14 protein-coding genes are annotated in these 23,220 nt (G+C 72.4%); 6 read left to right on the top strand and 8 right to left on the bottom strand.

The features are described 5' to 3' along the window. The 3 genes from pcrA to guaA form a co-directional block, all read right to left on the bottom strand. Nucleotides 1–2,225, bottom strand: a 2,225-nt coding sequence (gene pcrA, locus NBZ85_RS02710; protein WP_261561466.1) for a DNA helicase PcrA, incomplete at its 3' end; no start/stop codon positions are given. Nucleotides 2,226–2,417: 192 nt separating this feature from the next. Next, nucleotides 2,418–3,653 carry a threonine ammonia-lyase gene (locus NBZ85_RS02705; protein ID WP_261561465.1) on the bottom strand — a complete coding sequence of 412 codons (1,236 nt, stop codon included), beginning with the start codon at nucleotides 3,651–3,653 and terminating at the stop codon, nucleotides 2,418–2,420. 235 nt (nucleotides 3,654–3,888) lie between these two features. Further along, nucleotides 3,889–5,493: a glutamine-hydrolyzing GMP synthase gene (gene guaA / locus NBZ85_RS02700; RefSeq protein ID WP_261559760.1), complete on the bottom strand. Its 1,605-nt coding sequence runs from the start codon at nucleotides 5,491–5,493 to the stop codon at nucleotides 3,889–3,891. A gap of 514 nt (nucleotides 5,494–6,007) precedes the next feature. Between guaA and NBZ85_RS02695 the strand changes: the two genes are divergently transcribed. Genes NBZ85_RS02695 through NBZ85_RS02680 form a run of 4 tightly spaced genes read left to right on the top strand, consistent with a single transcriptional unit; the run spans nucleotide 6,008 to nucleotide 11,393 of the window. Then, a complete protein-coding gene (locus NBZ85_RS02695; RefSeq protein WP_261561464.1) occupies nucleotides 6,008–10,012 on the top strand; it encodes a sensor histidine kinase in 4,005 nt (1,334 codons plus the stop codon). After that, on the top strand, nucleotides 10,009–10,431 hold the full coding sequence (locus NBZ85_RS02690) for a roadblock/LC7 domain-containing protein (protein ID WP_009740465.1): 423 nt from the start codon (nucleotides 10,009–10,011) through the stop codon (nucleotides 10,429–10,431). The genes NBZ85_RS02695 and NBZ85_RS02690 overlap by 4 nt, the downstream gene beginning before the upstream one ends. Nucleotides 10,432–10,456: 25 nt before the next feature. Further along, entirely contained in the window at nucleotides 10,457–10,816 is a 360-nt protein-coding gene (locus NBZ85_RS02685) for a DUF742 domain-containing protein (RefSeq protein WP_009740466.1), read from the top strand. Next, nucleotides 10,797–11,393 (top strand): GTP-binding protein, encoded by a 597-nt coding sequence (locus NBZ85_RS02680; RefSeq protein ID WP_261553466.1) that lies wholly within the window; start codon nucleotides 10,797–10,799, stop codon nucleotides 11,391–11,393. Before NBZ85_RS02685 ends, NBZ85_RS02680 begins: the two co-directional genes overlap by 20 nt. A gap of 73 nt (nucleotides 11,394–11,466) precedes the next feature. Here the strand turns inward: NBZ85_RS02680 and NBZ85_RS02675 are convergent, their stop codons facing one another. The 5 genes from NBZ85_RS02675 to guaB all read right to left on the bottom strand — a co-directional run bounded on the left by NBZ85_RS02675 (nucleotide 11,467) and on the right by guaB (nucleotide 20,893). Continuing rightward, on the bottom strand, nucleotides 11,467–12,813 hold the full coding sequence (locus NBZ85_RS02675; RefSeq protein WP_261553467.1) for an ABC transporter substrate-binding protein: 1,347 nt from the start codon (nucleotides 12,811–12,813) through the stop codon (nucleotides 11,467–11,469). Nucleotides 12,814–13,011: 198 nt separating this feature from the next. Next, nucleotides 13,012–13,887 carry a hypothetical protein gene (locus NBZ85_RS02670; protein ID WP_261553468.1) on the bottom strand — a complete coding sequence of 292 codons (876 nt, stop codon included), beginning with the start codon at nucleotides 13,885–13,887 and terminating at the stop codon, nucleotides 13,012–13,014. Nucleotides 13,888–16,321: 2,434 nt separating this feature from the next. Continuing rightward, on the bottom strand, nucleotides 16,322–17,728 hold the full coding sequence (locus NBZ85_RS02665) for a hypothetical protein (RefSeq protein ID WP_261561463.1): 1,407 nt from the start codon (nucleotides 17,726–17,728) through the stop codon (nucleotides 16,322–16,324). Nucleotides 17,729–17,919: 191 nt separating this feature from the next. Next, complete coding sequence (locus NBZ85_RS02660; protein ID WP_163551315.1) at nucleotides 17,920–19,050, bottom strand: GuaB3 family IMP dehydrogenase-related protein; 1,131 nt, start codon at nucleotides 19,048–19,050, stop codon at nucleotides 17,920–17,922. A gap of 355 nt (nucleotides 19,051–19,405) precedes the next feature. Next, complete coding sequence (gene guaB, locus NBZ85_RS02655) at nucleotides 19,406–20,893, bottom strand: IMP dehydrogenase (RefSeq protein WP_261553523.1); 1,488 nt, start codon at nucleotides 20,891–20,893, stop codon at nucleotides 19,406–19,408. Between the two features lie 485 nt (nucleotides 20,894–21,378). On the opposite strand from guaB, the gene NBZ85_RS02650 reads away from it, so the two are divergent. After that, nucleotides 21,379–21,795 carry a DUF5319 domain-containing protein gene (locus NBZ85_RS02650; protein WP_009740476.1) on the top strand — a complete coding sequence of 139 codons (417 nt, stop codon included), beginning with the start codon at nucleotides 21,379–21,381 and terminating at the stop codon, nucleotides 21,793–21,795. Between the two features lie 889 nt (nucleotides 21,796–22,684). Further along, on the top strand, nucleotides 22,685–23,017 hold the full coding sequence (locus NBZ85_RS02645; protein ID WP_011602341.1) for a WhiB family transcriptional regulator: 333 nt from the start codon (nucleotides 22,685–22,687) through the stop codon (nucleotides 23,015–23,017). Nucleotides 23,018–23,220: the final 203 nt, after the last annotated feature.

Here is a 23,220-nt window from a genome sequence, read left to right as displayed (position 1 = left end):
GACCCGAACCCGCCGGAGCCACCCCAGGGCCGGGCGGCCGGCTCCGGCGCCGCCTCGACGAGACGGCGCCAGTCGACCAGCGCGTCGGGCACCTCGCCGAGGAACCTCGACGGCGGGTTGTAGGCCGGCTGCCCCCAGGCACTGCGGACGACGGAACGGGTCAGATACAGCCGGGAGCGGGCCCGGGTGACCCCCACGTAGGCCAACCGGCGTTCCTCCTCCAGCTGGGTGGGGTCGCCCAGGGTCCGCAGATGGGGGAAGACGCCGTCCTCCAGGCCGGTGAGGAAGACGACGGGGAACTCCAGGCCCTTGGCGCTGTGCAGGGTCATGAGGGTGACGACGCCATCGGAGCCGTCGTCGGTGGGGATCTGATCGGCGTCGGCGACCAGCGAGACCTGCTCGAGAAACTCGGCGAGAGTGCCCTCTGGACTGCGCTCGGTGAATTCCTGGACGACCCCGACCAGTTCCTGGAGGTTCTCGACCCGCCCCTGGGCCTCCACCGTGTCCTCCGCGACGAGCTCGGAAAGGTAACCGGTGCGTTCGAGGACCGCCTCGACGACGGCCACCGGCCCGTTCGCCTCGACCGCGCGCAGCTCGGTGAGCAACGCCGCGAACTCACGCACGGCCTTCGCCGAGCGGGTGGCGATCCCCGGCACCTCGCCGACGCGCTCCAGCGCCGCGGCGAAGCCGATCCGCTCGACCTCGGCGAAGCCGGCCAACGCCGCCTCCGCCCGATCCCCGATGCCACGCCGCGGCACGTTGAGGATGCGGCGCAGGTTCACCGTGTCGTTCGGGTTGACCAGCACTCGCAGGTAGGCAAGAAGGTCGCGGATCTCTCGACGCTCGTAGAAGCGCACCCCGCCGACGACCCGGTAGGGCAGCCCGACCCGGACGAAGATCTCCTCGAAGACGCGGCTCTGCGCGTTGGTCCGGTAGAACACCGCGACGTCCGCGGGCCGGGCCAGCCCCGCGTCGGTGAGCCGGTCGACCTCCTCGGCGACGAAGGCGGCCTCGTCGTGCTCGTTGTCGGCGACGAAGCCGACGATCTTCTCTCCGTCGCCGGCGTCGGACCACAGCCGCTTCGCCTTGCGCTGGTTGTTGCGCGCGATCACCGCGTTCGCGGCGGACAGGATGGTCTGGGTGGAGCGGTAGTTCTGCTCCAGCAGGATCACCGCGGCGCTGGGGAAATCCTCCTCGAACTCCACGATGTTGCGGATGTTCGCCCCACGGAAGGCGTAGATCGACTGGTCGGCGTCGCCGACGACGCAGAGCTCCGCGGGCGGCACGGCGCCCGACGCCCACGTGGCGGTCGAGACCGGCGGGTCCGCCGGCGCCGCCGGGGCGTCGGCACCGACGTGCGCGGGCTGACCGACGAGTTCCCGCACGAGGACGTACTGGGCGTGGTTGGTGTCCTGGTACTCGTCGACCAGCACGTGCCGGAACCGGCGCCGGTAGTGCTCGGCCACGTCGGGGAACGCCTGGAGCACGTTGACCGTCATCATGATCAGGTCATCGAAGTCGAGCGCGTTGGCCTGGGCCAGCCGCTGTTGGTAGGCGGCGTAGACCTCGGCGACGGTGCGCTCCTGGTGGCTGCTCGCCCGATCCCGCGCGGCCTCCCAGTCGATCAGCTCGTTCTTCAGGTTGCTGATCTGCGCGGCCAGGCCGCGCGCGGGGTGTCGCTTCGGGTCGAGGTCGAGATCCCGGGTGACCATCGTGATCAGTCGCTGCGCGTCCGCGGCGTCGTAGATGGAGAAGGAGGACCCGTAGCCGAGCCGCTTCGCCTCCGACCGCAGGATGCGCACGCAGGCCGAGTGGAACGTGCTGACCCACATCGCCCGCGCCCGCGGGCCGACCAGCGCACCGACCCGCTCCCGCATCTCGGCTGCGGCCTTGTTCGTGAACGTGATTGCCAGGACCTCTCCGGGACGGACGCCCCGAGCCGCCAGCAGGTAGGCGATGCGGTGGGCCAGCACCCGGGTCTTGCCGGAACCCGCGCCCGCCACGACCAGCAGCGGCGCGCCGATGTGCACCACCGCGGCCCGCTGCTGCGGGTTGAGCCCGTCGAGCAGGCCCTCGGCGTCGAGCCGGGGCGCCCCACCGCCCGCGTCGCCGCCTGCGGATGGGGCGAGCACCGCCGGACCGAACAGGTCATAGGGCACGCCGCCGCCGGCGCCCGCGGCCGACTCGCCGAAGGCACGGGGGGACTCACCGAACAGAGTGCTCATCAGACCTCGATCATACGTTCGACGCCGGACTGGTCGGAGCCGGGCTCGCCCGGGACATGCCGCCTCCGGACGGACCGGGCGGCGGCCCGGCTCGGGGCGGCGCATCGTGGAGCGTCACGCGGCCGCGACGTCACCGACCCACGTATCGCCACCTTAAGGTCACCCCGGTCGCCAGCCGCCCGGCGGGCCGCCTCAGGCCGTGGTCCGCAGCCCGTCGGCGTCCTCGGTCGCCACCGCCGCCATCGACTTGACCCGGCTGGCCACCCCGGGATCGATGTTGCCTCCCGACAGGATCGCCACGGTCGGCCCCTGGGCGAGGCCGCCGTGGCGCAGCAGCGCCGCGACCGGCGCGGCTCCGGCCGGCTCCACCGCGAGGCCAGTCCGGCGCAGCAGCACCATCGCCTCCCAGAAGGCGGCCTCGTCCACGGTCACCACCTCGTCCACCAGCCTGGTGGCAAGCGCGAAGGTAAGCGCGCCCGGCTCGCTCACGGCCATGCCGTCGGCGATCGTGCGAGCCGCCGGGCGGGTCGGGGCCGGCCGCCCGGACGGCCTGGTGCCGGGGATGACCGGGACGGCCCGAGCCGAGGCACCGGGCAGGCCAGCATCCCCCACCACGGACAGCCGGCGCCCCGCCCGCAGCGATGCGGCGAAGGCCGGCGCCAGAACCGACTGCACACCGATGACCCGCACGCCGGGCCGGCGCGCCCGCAGTGCCGCGGCGACCCCCCCGAGCAGGCCCCCACCGCCCACGCCGACCAGAACGGTACCCAGGTCCGGCACCTGATCGAGCAGCTCAAGGCCGATCGTGCCCTGGCCGGCCACCACGGCCGGGTCGTCGAAGGGATGCACGAGCAGCCGCCCGCCGCGGGCGGCGTAGTCGGCCGCGGCGGCGAGGGCGGCCTCCACCCCCCCGGGCACCTCCTCGACCCGCGCGCCCCACCGTCGGGTCCGGGCGACCTTGACCGGGTTCGCTCCGGTCGGCACGAAGATCGTCGCAGGGACGTCGAAGGCGGCCGCCGCGAACGCCACCCCCTGGGCGTGGTTGCCGGCACTGGCCGCGACGACGCCCCGGGCGCGCACTGCCGGGTCCGCGGTCGCCACCCGATGGTAGGCACCGCGCAACTTGAACGAGCCGGTGTGCTGCTCGTTCTCACACTTGAACCACACGGGCGTGCCGAGCGCGGCCGACAGGCCGGGATCACGCACGACCCGGGTCCGCCGCGCCACGCCGTCGAGCACCCCCGCCGCCGCCTCGATGGCCGAGACGCTCAGGTTCGCCCCACCGCCGAGGTCCGTACCGATCCCACGCTCCGCGTCGCCACCTGGGCCTGGGCCTGGACCTGGACCCGCGTTCGCATCCGGCGGCCCGTCGGCGCCGGGGTCCCCGCCCCCGGGCGTCGGTTGGTTGTCTGCGGCTGGTGCGGTCATGAGGCCTCTCCCGGCAGCTGTGCGGCCACCTCGCCGTGACCGCGGCAACAAAAATGCCCCCCGCCGAGCAGGCGGAAGGCATGGCGCGCGAACCCGGAGCTCGGGTGCGCGCCTAGGTAATGGCCATCTGGTGCAGGATCACATCTCCCAGCCTGCTCCGGACTTGCCAGGACGTCAAACCGGGGGAGCCCGGCGGCGGTCAGGGCCGCCGGGCCACTGAAGTCGACGGCCGGGCCTACTCCCACTCGATGGTGCCCGGGGGCTTCGAGGTGATGTCGTAGACGACCCGGTTGACCTGCCCCACCTCGTTGACGATCCGGTTGGAGATGCGTTCGAGCAGACCGTAGGGCAGCCGCGCCCAGTCCGCGGTCATCGCGTCCTCGCTGGTGACCGCGCGCAGGACGACCGGGTGCCCGTAGGTGCGCTCGTCGCCCTGCACGCCGACCGACCGCACGTCCGCGAGCAGCACCGCGAAAACCTGCCAGATCTCCCGGTCCAGCCCGGCTCGGCGGATCTCGTCACGGACCACCTCGTCGGCCGCCCGGACCACGTCGAGCCGCTCGGGGGTGACCTCGCCGATGATGCGCACGGCGAGTCCCGGGCCGGGGAACGGCTGGCGCCAGACGATCTCCTCCGGCAGGCCGAGCTCCTCGCCGAGGCGGCGGACCTCGTCCTTGAACAACGTGCGCAACGGCTCGACCAGCCCGAACCGCAGATCCTCCGGCAGACCGCCGACATTGTGGTGCGACTTGATCTTCGCCGCGGTCGGGGAACCCGATTCGATCACGTCGGGGTACAGCGTCCCCTGGACGAGGTGCTCGATCGTCGCGCCCTCGGCCTCGGCGCGGGCCTCCAGCTCCCGGGCCGATTCCTCGAAGACCCGGATGAACTCCCGACCGATGATCTTCCGCTTGTGCTCCGGGTCGGTCACGCCGGCCAACGCCGCGGCGAACCGGTCGGCCGCCTTGACGTGAACGAGATCGACGCCGGTGGACGCGACGAAGTCCCGTTCGACCTGCTCGGCCTCACCTGCCCGTAGCAGGCCGTGGTCCACGAACACACAGGTCAGGGCGTCACCGACAGCGCGGTGCACGAGCGCTGCGGCGACCGCGGAGTCAACCCCGCCGGACAGCCCGCAGATCAGCCGGCCGGAGCCGACCTGAGCACGTACCGCCGCCACCGCCTCGTCGACGATGTTGACCATGGTCCAGGTCGGTCGGCAGCCCGCACCCACCAGCAGGAAGTGGCGCAGCACGTCGAGTCCGCGTTCGCTGTGCACGACCTCCGGGTGGAACTGGACACCGTAGAGGCGGCGAGCCGGATCCTCGAAGGCGGCGACGGGCGTCGACGGGGTCGACGCCGTCACCCGGAAACCGGGCGGGGCTGCGGTCACGGAGTCGCCGTGCGACATCCACACCTGCTGCGCGACCGGCAGGCCGTCGAACAGGACGCCCGGCTCGCTCACCGACAGGCGAGTCGCTCCGTACTCCGCCGTTCCAGTCCGGGCGACCGAGCCGGCCAGCGCCTGGGCCATCACCTGATGGCCGTAGCAGATACCGAGAATGGGCAGCCCGGTGTCGAACAACGCGGGGTCGACCCGAGGCGCTCCTGACGAGTACACCGACTTCGGGCCGCCGGAAAGGATCAGCGCTGACGGCCGGCGGGCGAGGATCTCGCCCACCGGCATGTCCCACGGCACGATCTCCGAGTACACATGGCATTCCCGGACCCGTCGGGCGATCAGTTGGGCGTACTGCGCGCCGAAATCGATCACCAGCACCGTGTCATAACCGGGATGCCCCGCCGAACCCGGGCCGGCAGGGGTACCGGACCTGGTCACCGGCGCCGTCGGGGCGCTCCCAGCCGAACCCGGGCCCCCCGGTCTCGCGTCGTGACCAGCATCGCTGCGCTGCAACTCGCTCACCCTGCAAGCCTACGGACCCGGCGGCACCTGTGGGCCGAGCCCCTCCCGGGCGACCCGCTCGGCCCGGGAGGGGCCCATGGGTGCCGTTCGCGGAACGGGTGGTGCATCGCGGCGCCCGCGAAGGCCGTAACGACAGATGTCGCAGATGCCTGCTTTGCACCTTCAGTGCCACTCACCGGGACAAGCCCTACGTCACGATGGGCGCACGTTGTCGGGCTTCGTGACGGTTACGCGGACGGTGACTCCGTGCGCAGTGGCCACAACTGGCGCACGGCCACCAACGCGCTTACGGTAGGCGCCTTTCGGATGCCGACTTCGTACCGCTATGGTGCCTGGCAAGGGACATCAGGGCCCGATACCGAGCCATCCTGGTACGACGTGTTCCGGGAGGCTGGCGGAGAGGTTGCGAAGGTACGTGCGCAGACAACCGATGGCCAGCAGCACGGGCATCGCCGCAGACCCGGAGCCGACCTCGGCCCCGGGTTTGCCCGTGGACACCGAAGACGGCGGGCAGCGCGACGATCGCCCCGCGGCGCCGCCGAACCCCGCGGGGTCCGGTCTGGCGCGCCTTCGTCGCGCCGCCACCAACCCCACCAACTGGCGGGTCCGCACCAAGCTGATCGCGATTCTGGCCGTGCCGGTCGCCGCGATCCTCGTCTACTCCTCGATCGAGGCCGGCACGGTACTGACCAGCACCCGGGACGTGAACCGGATCTCGGATCTCACTGAGATCAGCCGATCCGCGTCGACGCTTGCCCATGCCCTGCAGACGGAACGGACATACAGCACCGGATTCGTGGCGAGCGGCCCGGTCGGTTCCCGCGACTCCACCGCCATCCCCTCCTCCCAGTCGAGGGTGAACGATGCCTACCAGGCCTACAAGGCGGTGGCCAACGGTCGGCGGGACTCCTTCGGCAGCGAGGTTCGCCGGGCCCTCGACGACGTCCAGACCAGGATGGACTCGCTGCCCGCGAAGCGGCAGACGATCCAAAGAGTTGTCGACCCGAAAGCCGTCCAGACGGCCTTTCAGCCGATCGTCGACTCGCTGATCAACCTGGTCCAGCTCATCCCACAGGGAAATGACGACCAGCAGCTCGACAACGGCGTCAATACGGCCTACTTCCTCATGGCGGGGACGGAACTCCTCGCTCAGCAGCAAGCCCTCGTCTACGGCCTGCTCCCGCGGGGCAGCAATCAAAACTTCACTGAAGGTGACTATCGCGAGTTCCTCTCCGACGAGACTCAGCGGTCACGCGAGCGGGACGACCTCGAGAACGTCGCCGGGCCAGCCCAGCTAGCCATCTACACCCCGACAATCGACTCCGAAAACAATGGCGACATCCGCAACACCCAGAATTACGTCGAGGAGATCCTGGACGCGCCCATCGGCCAGCCGCTGTCCGTCGTCGCGTCGGAGAAGTGGAACCGGGCTACTCAGGAGACCATCGACACCAGCACCGACGCGGCGGACAAGCTCCTCGGGCTCGTCGACGACCGGGTCGACACCCTGCGCGGCGACATCCAGCGACGGGCGCTGCTGTCCGGGCTGCTCATCGTGCTCATCCTCGCCGCCGCCCTGCTGTCCGCGCTGATCGTGGCGCGGTCCCTGGTCCGACCGCTGCTGGCGCTGCGGACCGCGGCGCTCGACATCGCCGACCGCCGGCTGCCGGACGCCGTCCGCCGGCTGCGTGACTCCACCGACCAGGACATCGACGACTCGATCGAGTCGGTCGGTATCAACACCGACGAGGAAGTCGGTGAAGTCGCCCGGGCCTTCGACGAGGTCCACCGCGAGGCGATCCGGCTGGCCTCCGAGCAGGCCTCGCTGCGAAACAACGTCAACGCGATGTTCGTGAACCTCTCCCGACGCAGCCAGGGCCTGGTCGAACGCCAGCTCCGCCTGATCGACGACCTGGAGAACCGCGAGCAGGATCCCGACCAGCTGTCCAACCTCTTCAAGCTGGACCACCTCGCCACCCGAATGCGGCGGAACAACGAGAGCCTGCTGGTCCTCGCCGGCACGGACACCGCCCGCCGCTGGACGCACCCCGTGCCACTCAACGAGGTGGTCCTGGCCGCCATCTCCGAGGTGGAGCAGTACACCCGGGTGAAGCAGACCTCGGCCGCGCCGGTGTCCATCGCCGGCAACGGTGTCAGCGACGTCGTCCATCTGATCGCCGAGCTGCTGGAGAACGCCACCTCCTACTCGCCGCCGGTCACCGAGGTGATGGTGACCAGTCATTCGCTCGGCCCCGGCGCCGGCGCAATGATCGAGATCGAGGACCGAGGCATCGGCATGCCGGCCAAGGAGCTCGAGCGGGTCAACGAGCGACTGGCCAACCCCCCGGTCGTCGACGTGTCGGTGTCGCGGACGATGGGTCTGTTCGCGGTCGGCCGGCTGGCCGGTCGGCACGGCATTCGCGTCCAGCTGCGTGAATCGGCCTCGGGCGGCATCACCGCCGTCGTCCGGCTGCCCGCGAAGCTGGTCACCGGCGACAGCGCCGCCGGCACCGGGCCCGGCCGTCCCCCGGCTCTGAACCGGCCCGCGGCCACACCCGCGATCGGCGGACCCAGCGGCGGGCGGCCCACGGAGCGCCCCGAGCGACCGAGCAACGGCGTCGCGCCCGACCGCGCGAACGGCGCGCCGACCCCGGCGGGCAGCCCCGCGAGCAACGGGATGAGCAACGGGCACCGGCCCGTATCGGAGCCCGCAGCGCGGGAAAACATCTTCGATGACTCCAGCGGTCCACGGCGCTTCCCCAACACCGGTCCGTTTCCGCTGACCGGCCCGCTGGCCGCGCAGCTCGGCTCCGATCGCACCGGGCCAGTACCCACCGCGGGCCGCCGTGATTTCGGCCTGGAGGCTTTCTCCCCCGACCTGGACGACCGCCATGACCGCGACGAGCACGACGACGACACCGGCGGCACAACGGCGACCCCGCCGCGCAGAGTCGACGGCGGCACCTCGCCTCGGGCCGCCCAGTTCCCGAGCACCTCCCCGCAGGACCGGGCACCCACCAGCCCCGCCGACGCCGATCGCGACCCGCGGGAGTTCGACAGCCAGGAGATCGATCTCGACGCCCTGCCCGGGCATGGCACCGAGCCGCGCGGCCGAACCGAGACGCCGCCCGGCGGCCTCGTTGCCGGCGGCACGGCTCCCGGTGGAGTCGCTCCAGACACAGAGTCCATCGACCGGCGCGGTCCGGCCCGGCGTGAGCAGCCTGCACCGGACGTGACGAGTCCCGTCTCGATCGGGGACAACCGCTGGCCGACCCGCCCCCGGCCCGCGGATCACGACCCTGCGGCGGGCGAGCAGTCCGAAGCGGCGCCGAAACTCCCCATCCGGGAGCGCCCGAACCTCCGGGACCGCGCCGACCTCGACACCGCCCGCCCGCCGGTCGAGCCGACCAGCCCCCGCGCGGGCAACGTGTTCGCCCGCGCCGAGGACCGGCCCGATCCACAGGCGCGGCCGCGCCCTGAGGCCGCCGCCGGCGGCCAGTCACCGGCCGGTCTGCGGCCGCCGACCCGCCCGCAGACACAGCCGCAGACCGAACCGCCGGCATCAACCCGCCCCCCGACATCAACCCGCCCGCAGACGCCCACCCGCCCGCAGATACAGACCGGACCGCAGGCGCGGACTGCTCCCGGCCGCGTCCCGGAAGCCGCGCCCGCCGAGATCACCGGTGACCAGGCCCCGGCCGAGTCGGACACCGACGACGTCGAGACCTCGCCGATCTTCGACTCCGTGTCGGCGTGGTTCCAGCGCCGAACGCCAGCCGACGCGGCATCGGCCCAGCGCCAGCCTCCCGCAGCAGCCGCGCGGGCGACCGGTGAAACAGCAGCCGCCGTCTCGGCCGCACTGCCCGCCCGACCATCCGGGCGTCCCGGCATCGGCGGGGCCTTCGGGCAGCGCGGTCCGGTCCGTCCGGCCACCGAGCCCGGCACGGGTGCCCGCCCGGTGGCGCCGGCCGAGCCAAGCCCCAACCCGACGCCCGTGCCCGCCTTTTCGGCACCGCAGCACCAGCCCGCAGCGGCCCAGCACGCCGCGATGCCCCAGTCCCATCAACCGGCGGGGCAGCCCCAGGCGGCACCACAGCCTCCACCGGCACCACAGCACCAGGCAGCACCTCAGCCGCCGGCCTCGGGAGACTGGAGCTCTCCCGGGGACGCCGGCTGGCAGGCAGCCGAGTCGTTGCGCCAGCCGAGCACCGGTGGCGTGACGCGATCGGGCCTACCGGTGCGAGTTCCCATGACCCATCTCGTGCCCGGCAGCGCCGAACCCGCGCCAAGCCGGCGTCCCGCCGAAACCCCGACCAGGTCTCCCGAGGCAGTCGGTGGCCGGCTTGCCAGCTTCTACCAGGGCGTGCGGCAGGGACGTGATGTCGGAGTCGACACCACGAGGAACCCCCGACGTGACGCGCAGGAGGAACGGTGACACCCGTGAGTTCTGAGGCTCAGAACCTCAACTGGTTGATCAACAATTTTGTCGATCGAGTCCCGGGTGTCGCCCACACCGTGGTGGTGTCCGCGGACGGGCTGCTGCTGGCTGTCTCCGACGGCTTTCCCCGCGACCGGGCCGACCAGCTCGCCGCGGTGGCGTCCGGGCTGGTGAGCCTGACCCAGGGGGCGGCGCGCGTGTTCGAGGCGGGCGCCGTGACGCAGAGCGTCGTCGAGATGGAACATGGCTTCCTGTTCATCATGTCGATCAGCGACGGGGCGAGCATGGCAGTACTGGCAGCACCGTCGTGCGACATCGGCCTGGTCGGGTACGAGATGGCACTGCTGGTCAGCCGGGCGAAGGATGTTCTCACCCCGGCACTACGCGCCGAACTGCAGGGAACGCTTCCGCGGTGAATGAGCGGCAGCACAGGGAGTCAGGGTGAGTATCGATCCCGAGAACGCGCCCGGTCCGGTCGTCCGGCCCTACGCGATGACCGGCGGGCGTACTCGGTCACGCTACGAGCTCGCCATCGAGGCACTCGTCTTCACGACGCCGCTCGGCGAGGAACGGGCCCTCGGCCTCAACCTTGAGCAACAGACCATCGCCGCCATGTGCCGGCAGGTGCGATCCATCGCGGAGATCGCCGCCGGGCTCCGGGTGCCTCTGGGGGTCGCCCGTGTGCTGGTCGGCGACATGGCGGACGAAGGCTTCGTCCGCGTCCACCAGCAGCCTGACCGCGACGAGGCACCGGATCTCGCGTTGCTCGAAAGGGTTCTCAGTGGCCTTCGAAAGCTCTGACAACAGACGGGTCAACTCCTCCGTCGCCACGACCTCGGTGAAGATCGTGGTGGCGGGAGGATTCGGCGCCGGGAAGACCACCTTTGTGGGCTCGGTATCCGAAATTGTCCCGCTACGTACCGAGGCAGTCATGACCGAGGCGGGAGCCCACGTCGACGACCTCACCCACCTCTCCGACAAGACCACGACCACGGTCGCAATGGACTTCGGCCGCGTCTCCCTCGACGAGGACCTGATCCTGTACCTGTTCGGGACTCCTGGGCAGTACCGCTTCTGGTTCATGTGGGACGACATCGTCCGCGGCGCCATCGGCGCGATCGTCCTGGCCGACACCCGCCGGCTCGCGGACTGCTTTGCCGCCGTCGACTACTTCGAGCAGCGTCAGCTGCCGTTCGTCATCGGCGTCAACTGCTTCGACGGAATCCTGCGGCACTCCATCGAGGATGTCCGCGAGGCGTTGCAGATCAGCCCGGCCGTGCCGATCATCACCTGTGACGCCCGCAACCGGGACTCGACCAAGACCGCGCTCATCGCCGTGGTCGAGCACACGATGTCACGGGCGGCCGCCCGCGCCTGACCCGTGACAAACGCGAGGGGCCCCGGGACATCTGTCCCGGGGCCCCTCGCGTTGTGCGCCGGCGGGCCGCCGCTCAGACCGGCGAGGGGAGTTCGCGCAGCTGCGTGTCCACCGCGACCTTGCTGTTGCCGCTGTTGTTGACGACCTTGAGGGCGAAGCGGTTGTCGACCTGATCCCACTGGCCGCCGACCAGAGTGGTGCGGGCCACGTTCTTCGGCACGTTCGGCTGGGAGTTGAACGCCACCGGCCCGACGATCGTCTGGGCGTCGACTTCCTTGATGGCCGCGGCGATGGCCTCCCGTTCCAGGGATGCGGCCCCACCGAGCGCCTTCACCGCCACCTCGAACAGCGCGTAGGAGTAGCCCAGCGTCTGGGTCCAGCCGCGCCCGCGGGCGCCGTCGAAGTCGTTGGCCAGGTCCAGGGAGGACTTGTTGGTCAGCGAGCTGCGGTAGGGATGGGACGGTGACCACGCGATCTCGGTGGTCAACCCGTCGCCGGTGGACCCGAGCGCCAGGACGTCCTCCTGGAAGTCCAGCGCCTTCGACATGGTCAGCGCCTTCGGGTTGAAGTCCATCAAGCGGGTCTTGCGCCGGAAGGCGGCGAGGTCCGCGGCCTGGGGGATCCCGACCACGGCCTGGACGCCGGCGGTCTTGAAGGCGGTCAGGTACGACTCGAACGACTCCGCTCCCGCCTGGTAGCCCGAGGTCCCCGGCGAGGTCAGCTGAAAACCGAAGTTGCGGATGGTGGGAATGCCGAAATCGGGGTTGGCGAATGCCTGACCGTCGTCATCCGCGGGATACATCAGCCCCACCTTGGTGATCCCGAGCTGGCGCCACATCGCCGCATAGGTGGCGACGACGTCCTCCATGCCCCAGAAAAAGTGGTAGGTCCAGTTGAAGGGCATGTCGACGTTACCGCCGCGCCCGTTCCACCAGGACTGCCAGGGGGCGTTCGTCGAGATACAGGGAACCTGGTTGATCTCGCACTGGTCGGCGACCGGAATAGCCGTGTCCGAAGTCCCGCCGACCAGCACGATGTCGACCTTGTCCTTGAAGATGAGGTCGGTCGCGGCGATCCCGGCCCGGTGCCGGTCGGACTCGGAGTCACGGACGAAGATCTCCACCGGGTAGGTGCGGCCGCCCACCTTGACCCCGTCGGCGAGGAGCGTCTGCATCGTCTGGACGACATACGAATCGACCACGCTGTAGGCGCTGAGCGTCCCGGTGCGGGAGGTCACGTATCCGAGACGCACCTTGCGCGGGCCATCGGAGGTCGACGACCCGCCGCAGGCGGCGAGCAGCCCGGCGGCCGGCGCGGCCACCGCGGCGGTCCCGGCCCAGCGGAGCAGACTGCGCCGGTCGACGGCCGGCCGACCGGCCCCGACAGCTGCCGGGACACCATCGCCCGTCCCGCCAGCCACATCCTTTTTGTTGCTGGCGGCTGCACGCCACCAGCCACCCACACCACGGTCAGACCTGAGCATGGCACCTGATCCTGCCGCACCCCGGTCTAAACCCGACAACCGGGGTCGGCCGCCGGGCAACCGGCAAGGCCGACCCGGCCGTTAGAACAGACATTTCGCCGTTCTCGCTTACCGTCAGCGTAGGGACGGATGTTCTCAGTTCACTCCGCAGAATCGATGCGGCGCGGTCCCGCTCGCCTTGAGTTCCAGGGTGCCCTGCGCCTTGCCGCGGATTCCGCCCCCCGGCATGGCGATGTGCACCGCCGCGAGATCCTTCAGCGGACCGCTGGTGAACTTCACGTCGCCGATCACATTCCCGCCGTCGTTGCCGGCCACCATGGTGATCGTGTACTGACCGGCTGTGCCGTCCCAGGTGTAGGCGCCGGGCGAGCGTTCGACCACCAGCACCCCGACCACCTCCTTGGACAGCTTGATCGGGTTGGCGCTGGTGACCAGGCTGCACTTCCAGCTGCCGTCGATCATCGCCTTACCGGTGAGGGCATCCGGGTTGGTCGTCGCCGGGGTGGACGACGCGTCGGCCGTCGGGGTCGAGGCGACCGTCCCGCTGCTCGCGCCGCCGCCCCCCCGCACCAGGACGTAGCCGCCGACCGCCAGCAGTGCCACGACCAGCGCCACCGCCAGCGGGCCGATCCAGCCCTGCCGGAGCCAGGCCAGCATGTCCTCGGACGGCAGCTCGTCGTGGGGCGCTGCCCCCCGGCGGTCGGTCGGTTCCAGCAGGCCCGAAGACGTCGCCCCGCGTGCGGACCGACCATGCGGGCCCGCATGGCCGCCGCCCGAACGGCCGCCGGTGGCCTCCCCTCGCCGGCCCGCGGCGCGGCGGGCTCCCGGCCCGGTCGCACTGCCCCGGGCCGCCCGGTCGGCCGTGCGCCGCCGCCGCTCGCCGGTGTCGGAGTGGCCGTCGGCGGCCGTGCGGCCGTCGGCGGCCGAACGACCCCCGGAAGGGGTGGAGACCGGTTGCAGGCTGTTGGTGTCGGTCACCGGATTCGGCGTGCGGCGCCGATCGGCCGGCACGCTTCGCCCATTCGGCTTTCGCACGCTTCGCGAGGGCTGCCAGCCGCTGTCGTCATCCCCCGCCGGGCCCGCGGCGGTCCCCCGCCCCCGGCCGGATGCCCGCCGGGTGACCAAAGAGGTCATCTCGGACGGCGTCTCGGGCCGGCGGCCGGTCGGGCCGGCCGCGCCGGCGCCACGCCCGCCGGCCTCACCGGGCTGCCCAGGGCCGTCGGCGGGCGGCCCGACGGGGGCCGGTGCGTCCGGCCGGTACAGCGGCCGGATCGTCGTCATCGTCTCCTCGACCCGCCGCGCGGGGGGGGCGGGACGTTCCCTCGCCGGCGGCGCAGGCGCGCGCCAGCCCGTCCCGGCTTCCCCTGCTCCGGTCTCACGGCGGCGGCGTCCTGTCGGCAGCGGCCCCGACAGGGGGTCGTCCCGGCCAGCGAGTGCCTCGGGGGCCCCGGGCGGCGGGAGCGGGCGGACGAAGCTACCGGTGTCGGTCAGCGGGTTGCGCCAGCCCGAACCGCCGGCCGCACCATCCTGGGCCTCCCAGGAGCGTTCCGGCCGCGCGGTCGGCGTCGCGGTGGCAGCGGACCTGCCGCGGCCGCCCGCGGGCTCCCGTCCGTTCTCGCCGGCCGGTCCCGACGGGACCGGCGGCCCCACGCCGGCGCCGTGAACCAGGCCAGAGCCCGAGCGACCGTAGATCACCCCGCCAGCGGGCGGGGGCGCCGCACCGGCCGGCGATGGCCCGCCGGACGCTGGGCCGCGCGTCCCGGGGTTACCCGAACGGCCGGCGCCCGCGGCCCCCGAGGCGGACTCCCGCCGGGCGGGGTAGGCATCCACCCCACCGAAGCCGCGCGGCGGCACCGAGGGGTACTCGGCGGCTTGCCCGTTTGTCCCCCGGCCTGCGCCCTGGGCCGGGTCGGCCGTGGGCGACGCCGGCAGCCGCAGCCCCGGCGAGCTGTGGCCGTTCCACGGATCTGTCTGCCGAGGGGCTTCCCGCCCGTTGGCCGACCCCGCGGGCGGGCCGCCCGGCGGATGTCCTCCGCCGGGCGGCCCATAGCCGTCGGGGCTGGTCCAACCCGTGCCACGGCCGCCGGGCGCCGCCGGTCGGGCCGGCCGTGGGCCCGCGCCGGTCACGCCGAAGCCGTCCGGCCCCACCCGCGGCTCCAGCCCGGGGCGCGGCTCGGGCGCCCGCGTCGGCGCGAACGCCGCGCCGACCGGCCGGCCGGTCGTTCCCGGTGACGCGGGCGGGGCGGCTTCGGGCGAGGAAAAGCCAGGGGACGCCGAAAAGCCTGAGGGTGCAGAGAAGCCTGAGGGTGCAGAAGGGCCCGAGGGTGCGGCCGGCGGGTACGCGATCTGCTGCGGTGCCAGCACCGGTTGGGGCGCCTGAGGATGGGACGACAGCGGGGTCGGACCCGTACGGGAACCGGTCGCGGGGACTGGGCGGGCGGAGATGGGGAAACCGCCGGTGAACGGGTCGGTGTAGCCGCCGGCAGCACGGTCCGCCGCAGGTGCGGCAAGCCGCGGTGAGTCGCCGACGCGCACCGAGTCGGCGGGCGGGCCACCCCACGCCTGCTGGCCACCGGGCCCGGTCCGACCACCGACCGCCGGTGCCCCAGATCGGTCGGCGCCCGCATCCGGGCGACCGGGGGCGCCGGCCGCAGCAGTGCCCATGGGCGCGGCCTGCGCCGGGGGCGACATCGACGGCAGGTTGGCCATCGACCGGGAGCCGTTCGGCGGGACCACATCGACCGGAGGAGTCACGGAGATCGCCGAAGATCCGCCACCGGGCCGCGGCGCCGGACCATCCCAGGTGCTGGTCACATCGAAGGGATCGGCACGGCGCGGCAACCCGGCGGGCGGCATCGCGCCGGCAGGCTGCGGCCCGGCAGGCTGCGGCGCGGGAGAGTGCGGCGGCGGCCAGGGAGTCGGGGAGAAGGACGCCGGCGGCGCGGCCGATGGGCGGGGTTCGGGCTCGCCGACCCGTTCGACGGCGAAGAAGTCGTCGTCGCGGCGGGGCGCAGCCGGCGGAACCGGCCCGTTCACATCGGCATCGTGGGTCGTCACCGGGCTGCCCCCCGACTCTGGTCGCGTGTGGAGGCAACGGCCGGCTCGAGGCCCTCAGGTCTCGGGCTACAGTGCATGGTCATAGGGCGGCATCTCCTGCCCCCCAGATCAGCACGATGTGGGCAGCCATCGTGAGGACGTGCATTGCCTGAACCGTGTCGTCGCAACCAGCACCCAGCCAGATCAGTCGGTCGGGAGCAGCGCCGCTCGGAGACGTGAGATCCCGGCCTGCGGCACACTTCGCCGCCTCGCCGTGATCGGGTAACTATGCACGATGGACGTCTCGACGTACGACCGCCAGAAAAGCAATAGCCCGCTAGTCGGTCGCCCACGAGCCCGGAATGATATGTGGTAATAGCTCCGACTAGCCATTGTACACGTGCGGCGGTCATCGTTTGTCACGGCAGGCGGCGTACATCTCGCGCACGATCCGCCGTGACGACTCCGACTGGACGCTGGCGCTGAACCGCTTGTACTCCTCCTCCGTGTAGGTGGCCTCCAGTTTGTCCAGCGTGCAGGTGCAGTAGCCCTCATTACCGTTGCTGACGTCCAGGCAGGAGCCGAGATACGCCTCCCGGACGGCCTTGGCATAGTGGCCCTTGCCTGCTGCCGCGGCGCCCACGGCCGACCCGCCGTCCGATCCGCCTCCGCCGAGCGCGAGGAATCCCGCGACACCAAGGCCCACGCAGACCAGTACGACGATGGCCGCGATCAGCAACGGGGGACGCTCTCGGGCCTGTCGGAGCAACCCGCCGACGCGCCCGGCCGTCCCACCCACGCGGGCCGGGCCGTCCACCGCCGACGCCGACCCACGCGGTCCCGACGGCGCCCAACCGGACTCGGGCCCATCGCCAAGCCCCCGTCCAAGGGAAGGCCACCTGCCGCGGGACGGCTCGTCGTAGCGGTCGGACCCGTCGTCGAAATCGTCCTCCCAGTCCGCCACGCCGGCGGCCCGCGCCGGGGGCGCACTCCCACCCGCCGTCGCGCTGACCCGACGAATCTCACCGGTCGAGTCGACGTCGTCCTGACCCCCGGGCACGGCGCCGGCGGGCCCGGCCGTGCCAGCACCGCCCGTGCCAGCACCGCCCGTGCCAGCACCGCCCGTGCCAGCACCGCCCGTGCCAGCCAGGGTGACTCCGGTGGCCATAGTCGGGGCGGTCCCGCGGAGCGGGGCGCTCTGGTCACGCGCGTCAGCCCCCGGCGCGGTGCCCGCCGACGCCCACCGGCCGAACTGCCCGGTGCCGCCGTAGGACGCCAGTTCCCCCGTCGCCGCACCGGCGCCGGCAGCCGGGTCGCCGCCGCCACCCGTGCCGAGGCGCCCTGCCGGGTTCGCCCCGACTGCCGGACCTGCGCCACCGGCCGGGCCGGCGTCCCCGATCAGGCCACGAACGGCCGGCGGATCCACTCCGGCCGGCGGGTCGGCCGCGACGGACCCGCCCGGACGGGATGTTCCGGGACGGATCTCGTGGCGCACCACGGCGGGCGGTCCGAACGCCGCACTGCGCGCGGGGGCGGCGGCGCCACCCCCGCCGCCCGGCTGACCATCCGGTTCGGATCCGCCACCCGGACCTGGGTGAGCCGCGGGGCCCGCTGTCGCAGCGCGGGAAAGGCCGCCGGTGCGCGCCTCCCCGCCGGGCGAGACCGCGTCGGCGGTGTCAGCCGTCTGCGCCCGCGCCGTATCGCCATCGGAGCTGGCCGCGGGCATGGCGGATGACGGCTGCCAGGTCTGGGCGGCTTCATCCCAGAGGTAGGCGCCGTCATCACTGACCCAGCGGCCGTGCTCGTCGAGGCGCATCTGTCGTCCTTCGTGCCGGAGACGGACGCTCCCAGGGTGCCATGTCCACCATGGCTCCGGATCGGCCGGGTACCGCCGCCACCATCGGGCCGTGGACTGTTCCGTCCGAATCGGGTATCAGCGCCATCGCACCGCCGAGCGCCGCCGTGACGGCCGCGGCCACCACGCGTGGCAGTGACCCCCCGGGCCGGTCAGGATGCGGCGGTCACCATGATCTCGGCTTTCTGGAACTCCTTGAGGGTTGCGTACCCCGTCGTCGCCATTGCGGTGCGAAGACCGCCGGCCAGGTTGAGCAGGCCCGTTCCGGTAGCCGCGCCGGGCCCTGTGACGATCTGCGCCAGGGTGCCCGTCGGGGGGACCGGTGCCCACCGGCCACGGGGAAGGTCGGAGTGCAGCACGTCCATCGGCCACATCCCGCCCTGTCCCGGCGCGTCCCACGCCGCTGCCAGCGCCGCGTCCACCATGACCGCGTCGGCACCGCAGGCGATCGCCTTCGCGAGGTCACCGCCGGTCTGCAGGTCGCCGTGCGCGACGACGTGGACATAGCGGCCGCCCGACTCGTCCAGGTAACGCATCCGGGCTCCCGCGGCGTCCGCGATGGCGGTGGCGAGCGGGACTCCCACCCCGAGCACGTCGTGGGTCCGGTCACCCAGGCCCGAGCCGACGCCGACGATGACGCCGGCGGCGCCGGTTCGCATCAGGTGCAGGGCGGTCGAGAACGACGCGCACCCCCCGACCAGTACCGGGACGTCCAGCTCACCGATGAACCGCTTGAGGTTGAGGGGCTCGCTGCGGCGGGACTGGTGCTCGGCGGAGACCGCCGTGCCGTGGATGACCAGCAGGTCGACGCCAGCCGCCAGCACGTGCTGGCTGAGCGCCCGCACCTTCTGCGGGCGCAGCGCCGCGGCGACGACCACCCCGGCGTCGCGCAGCTCGCCGAGACGCTGCGTGATGAGCTCCGGACGCACCGGGGACTCGTACAGCGCGCGCAGCCGTTCCGTCGCCGCCGGGTGGCCCTCCTTGGCGCCGATCTCGCCGAGTTCGGCGATGTGGTTCTCCGGCTGGTCGTACCGGGTCCACAGCCCCTCGACGTGCAGGACGCCGAGGCCGCCAAGCCGGCCGAGCGCGATCGCCGACGCCGGCGAGGTGACGGCGTCGGCGGCAGCCGCCACCAGCGGCAGGTCGAAGCGGTAGGCGTCGATCTCCCAGGCCAGCGAGACGTCCTGCGGGTCCCGGGTACGACGCGACGGGACGATGCCGACGGCGTCGAGACCGTACGCGACCCGCGCGCTCTTGCCGATACCGATCTCGACCTCTGCCACTGCTGGCGCCTCCTGATTCGGCCGGCGGGCTTGTGCCGGCCGGACACTGACGTACCTGCTCCAAGTCGTCCGCCCTGCTCCACGTCGTCCGCGCCGACCCGGCCGACCCGGCGGCTGAAACTCGGATCGCCGGTGACCAGGATCGCCGGTGACCAGGATCGCCGGTGGCCGGGACAGCCTGCGGTGACGGTGGGCGCACCGCAGGCGAGGGCATCCACGGCGGCATCAAGCCGGCCCGGGTACACACAGTGCCACGATCAGCCCGAGGGGGCGGCCGCCCGCGGACGCGAGCGGGCCGGCCCGCGCCGGGCGGGGCTGCACCGCCCCGGCGCCCGCGCGCGGCGCGCTCGCCGGTTCAGCGCGAGGAGTTGTAGTTCGGCGCCTCGACGGTCATCTGGATGTCGTGCGGGTGGCTCTCAACCAGGCCGGCGGAGGTGATCCGGATCAGCTGTGCGTCATCCTGCATCCGCCGGATGGTCGGCGAGCCGGTATACCCCATCGCGGCCCGCAGCCCGCCGACGAGCTGGTGCGCCACGGCCGCGAGCGAGCCGCGGTAGGGCACCTGCCCCTCGATGCCCTCCGGGACAAGCTTGTCGTCGGAGAGCACGTCGTCCTGGAAGTAGCGGTCCTTCGAGTAGGAGCGGGCCCCGCCGCGGCTACGCATCGCGGCGAGCGATCCCATGCCGCGGTAGGCCTTGTACTGCTTGCCGTTGATGAATATCAGCTCACCCGGGCTTTCGTCGACGCCGGCGAGCAGGCTGCCCAGCATGACCGTGTCCGCCCCGACCGCGATGGCCTTCGCGATGTCGCCGGAGTACTGCAGACCGCCGTCCCCGATCACCGGCACGCCGTGCTCCCGGGCGACCCGGGACGCCTCGTAGATCGCCGTGACCTGGGGGACGCCGACTCCGGAGACCACCCGGGTGGTGCAGATCGACCCGGGACCCACGCCGACCTTGATCGCGTCTGCGCCCGCGGCGATGAGCGCCGCCGCACCCGCGCCGGTTGCGACGTTGCCGCCGATCACGTCCAGCGGCCGCCCGTCGGCGCCGTTCGGAATGTCGGTCTTGATCCGGCGCACCATGTCGGGCACCGCCCGCTGGTGGCCGTGCGCGGTGTCCACGATGAGGAAGTCGACTCCCGCCGCGACGAGAACCTGGGCTCGCTTGTAGGCGTCCTCGCCCACCCCGATCGCGGCACCGACCATCAGCCGGCCGTCGGCGTCCTTGGTGGCGTGCGGGTACTGCTCACGCTTGGTGAAGTCCTTGACCGTGATCAGCCCCTGCAGCCGGCCCTGGCCGTCGACGATCGGCAGCTTCTCGATCTTGTGACGGTGCAGCAGCCCCAGCGCATCCTCGGGCGACACGCCGACCGGCGCGGTGATCAACGGCATCCGCGTCATGACATCGGACACCCGGCGGGAGTAGTCCCGCTCGAAGCGGATGTCCCGGTTGGTCACGATGCCGACGAGCCGCCCGTCCGGCTCCGTCACCGGGACACCGGAGATGCGGTAGCGCGCCATGAGCACGTTCGCGTCCTCGAGGGTGGCCTCCGGCCCGCAGGTCACCGGCGCGGTGATCATCCCGGATTCGGATCGCTTCACCATGTCGACCTGCTGCGCCTGCTCGTCGATCGAGAGGTTGCGGTGCAACACCCCGACGCCGCCCTGGCGCGCCATGGCGATCGCCATCCGCGCCTCGGTCACCGTGTCCATGGCGGACGACACCAGGGGCACGGCCAGGGAGATGGAACGCGAGAGCCGCGTCGTGGTGTCGGCCTCGGAGGGCACGAGATCGGAGGCCGCCGGCAGCAGCAGGACGTCATCGAAGGTCAGGCCCAGCATCGCGAGCTTCGGCGGCACCGGCGCGTCGGCTCCCAGGAGGTCCGCCTGCGAGTCGACAGAGCCGCCCGCCGACGTCGCGCGGGTCGAGGTGCTGGGAGTCGACGTGCTGGGAGTCGACGTGGAGTGATCGGTGGCGACGGGAGCGTTCATGGCACCTTCCGTTCCGCGTTGACCGGTGCCGCGGCGCTGGGTGCTCGCCCGGTGGCCATGGCCCCACCAGGCGGGACGGGGCATCGACCCGCTGCCGGCGAGCCGGTCGCCGGGTGGCGGCATGCACATCATCGTAAAGGTCGGCGGCGCTTATGGGCGGTCGCGGCGTGACGGAGATCGCGGTGGACCGCCGGAAACGGGTGGTTTGCGCCGGCCGACCGCCGCGACGTGGATAGAGCAACGGAAGGCGGACCTACACAGACCCGTCCACAAGCACCACACAACGGTGCCGAGACTCCGGATCGGGACCACTTAGCAGTCCGGGCAAGCGTAGCGTGGTCGACGTGAGCGACGAGCCTGTCGACCCCTTCGCGGGTGACCCCGAGGATCCGGCCGCCGAGCTCGCGCGCCTCGACTCTGTCGACGACCTCGACCTGCTCGAACCGCTGTCCTTGCACGAGCGGGAGGAGGTCCTCGCCGAGCTGGGAGACCTCGACGTCTTCCGCACGCTGCTCGAGCCGCGCGGCTACCGCGGCCTTGTCGTCGACTGCGAGGGCTGCGCCGAGCCCCACTACTTCGACTGGGAGCTACTGGCCGGCAACCTGCGCAACCTCCTCAACGAGGGCCGGACACGCGTCCACGAGCCGGCCTTCTCCCCCGACCCCTCGTGCTACGTGAGCTGGGAATACGCCCGCGGCTTCGCCGATGGCGTGTACGAGGCGTCAGCCGCTTCGGAGGCCGACTCCCGCTGACCGCCCGGCCGTGGCCCGGCCGGCAGCGGAGCCCCGCGGCCGGGAGCCAAGACCGCTCACTGACCGGGTCGCGCCACCGGGCCGCCCGGGCCCGATCGCTTGTCCGCGTGCCCGCCTCCGCTCGTCCCGTCGTGCCCGCCATCGCCGCGGGTGTGGTCGGCTGCGCGCTTCTGGCGAACCACCTACCCACTGCAGCTCGCCGGTGCCGCGCACCCCTTAGCCCGGCAAGGACACGCCCGGCCGCCTGAGCCCCGTGTTCGCCGACCGAGGCGGTCCCGCCGGCGCTGGGAGCCGACGCCGGGCGACCGCATGCCCCCTCGTCCTCCGCCGCCACTACGACTTTCGGGCCAGCCCGGACTGTCCGTTCCCGGACAGTCCGGGCTGGCGAGCGGTGCCACCCGCCCCACTGGCATGTCTCTGCCATCGGGGCGCCCCGGCCTGCGGCCCGTCCACGAGATCCCCATCGTCGGATCCGTTCGGTTCGCCCGGTCCATTCGGTGATGCTGGCACGGACCGGCGAGCAGCCGAGCCTCGCAGGGCCCTCGTCGCCCCGAGTCCGGCGTTCACCCGCGCTCCTCCCGGCCCGGCCGTGTGACCAGGCGATCGCCGGGGTAGGCGAACCATCGTCCACAAAGTTGTCCGCCGGACCCACGGACTCGACGTCCCTGCCGAGCCGGGGCCCGCTCGGGCAACCGGGCGCGGGAACCGGCGGAGGGCACGTGGACCCGCGCCGCGTCCGGGCGGGGCTGTGCCAGCACAGTGCACCGGACCTGACGGCCGTCGACGCGGGGTCGCCCGGGTGAATTTTTCAAGATCACCAAAAGGGTGACCGGTACTACGGTGAGCCCGCGGCACTTGCCGCTCAGGTCGAAAGGGGGGGCGCAGGCCGATGACCGACGTCCGACGACTTCCAGGCCCCGGCGCGGAGAAATGGGAGTGGCAGCTGCATGGCGCGTGCCGCGGGGAGAGCACCGAGCTCTTCTTCCACCCGGAGGGCGAACGCGGACCTGCCCGGGCCGCCCGCGAGGCCGCGGCCAAGGCGATATGCGCCCGCTGCCCGGTCATCCGCGCCTGCGGGGAGTATGCACTGACCGCCCGGGAGCCCTACGGGGTCTGGGGCGGGCTCAGCGAATCGGAACGCGAGGCGATCCTGACCGGCCGCTCGCGGCGGGGGGTGGCTCGCCGCGTTCCCGCCCGGCCGGGGCTCGCGCCGGCCTGCTGAGCGGCCCGGCGGCAGGTGACGACATGGCTGGACATCCGATCCCGACCATGCCGATCACCCGCGACGGGTGAGCGGGCCCGCAGCCGGGTCTCGCCCAGCCGTTCGGGTGGGGCGGCAGGCGGCGGCCGTCCTACGCGGACAGCGTGCCGCGTGCCGCCGCAGGAGTGTCCTGGAGACGAAGACGGTCCGGCCGGACCCCACGT

The sequence above is a fragment of the Frankia tisae genome, from assembly GCF_025403405.1.
In the GTDB taxonomy this organism is placed as follows: domain Bacteria; phylum Actinomycetota; class Actinomycetes; order Frankiales; family Frankiaceae; genus Frankia; species Frankia tisai.
Note: the sequence above shows the minus strand (reverse complement) of the source record. Positions and strands in the feature narration are given on the sequence as shown.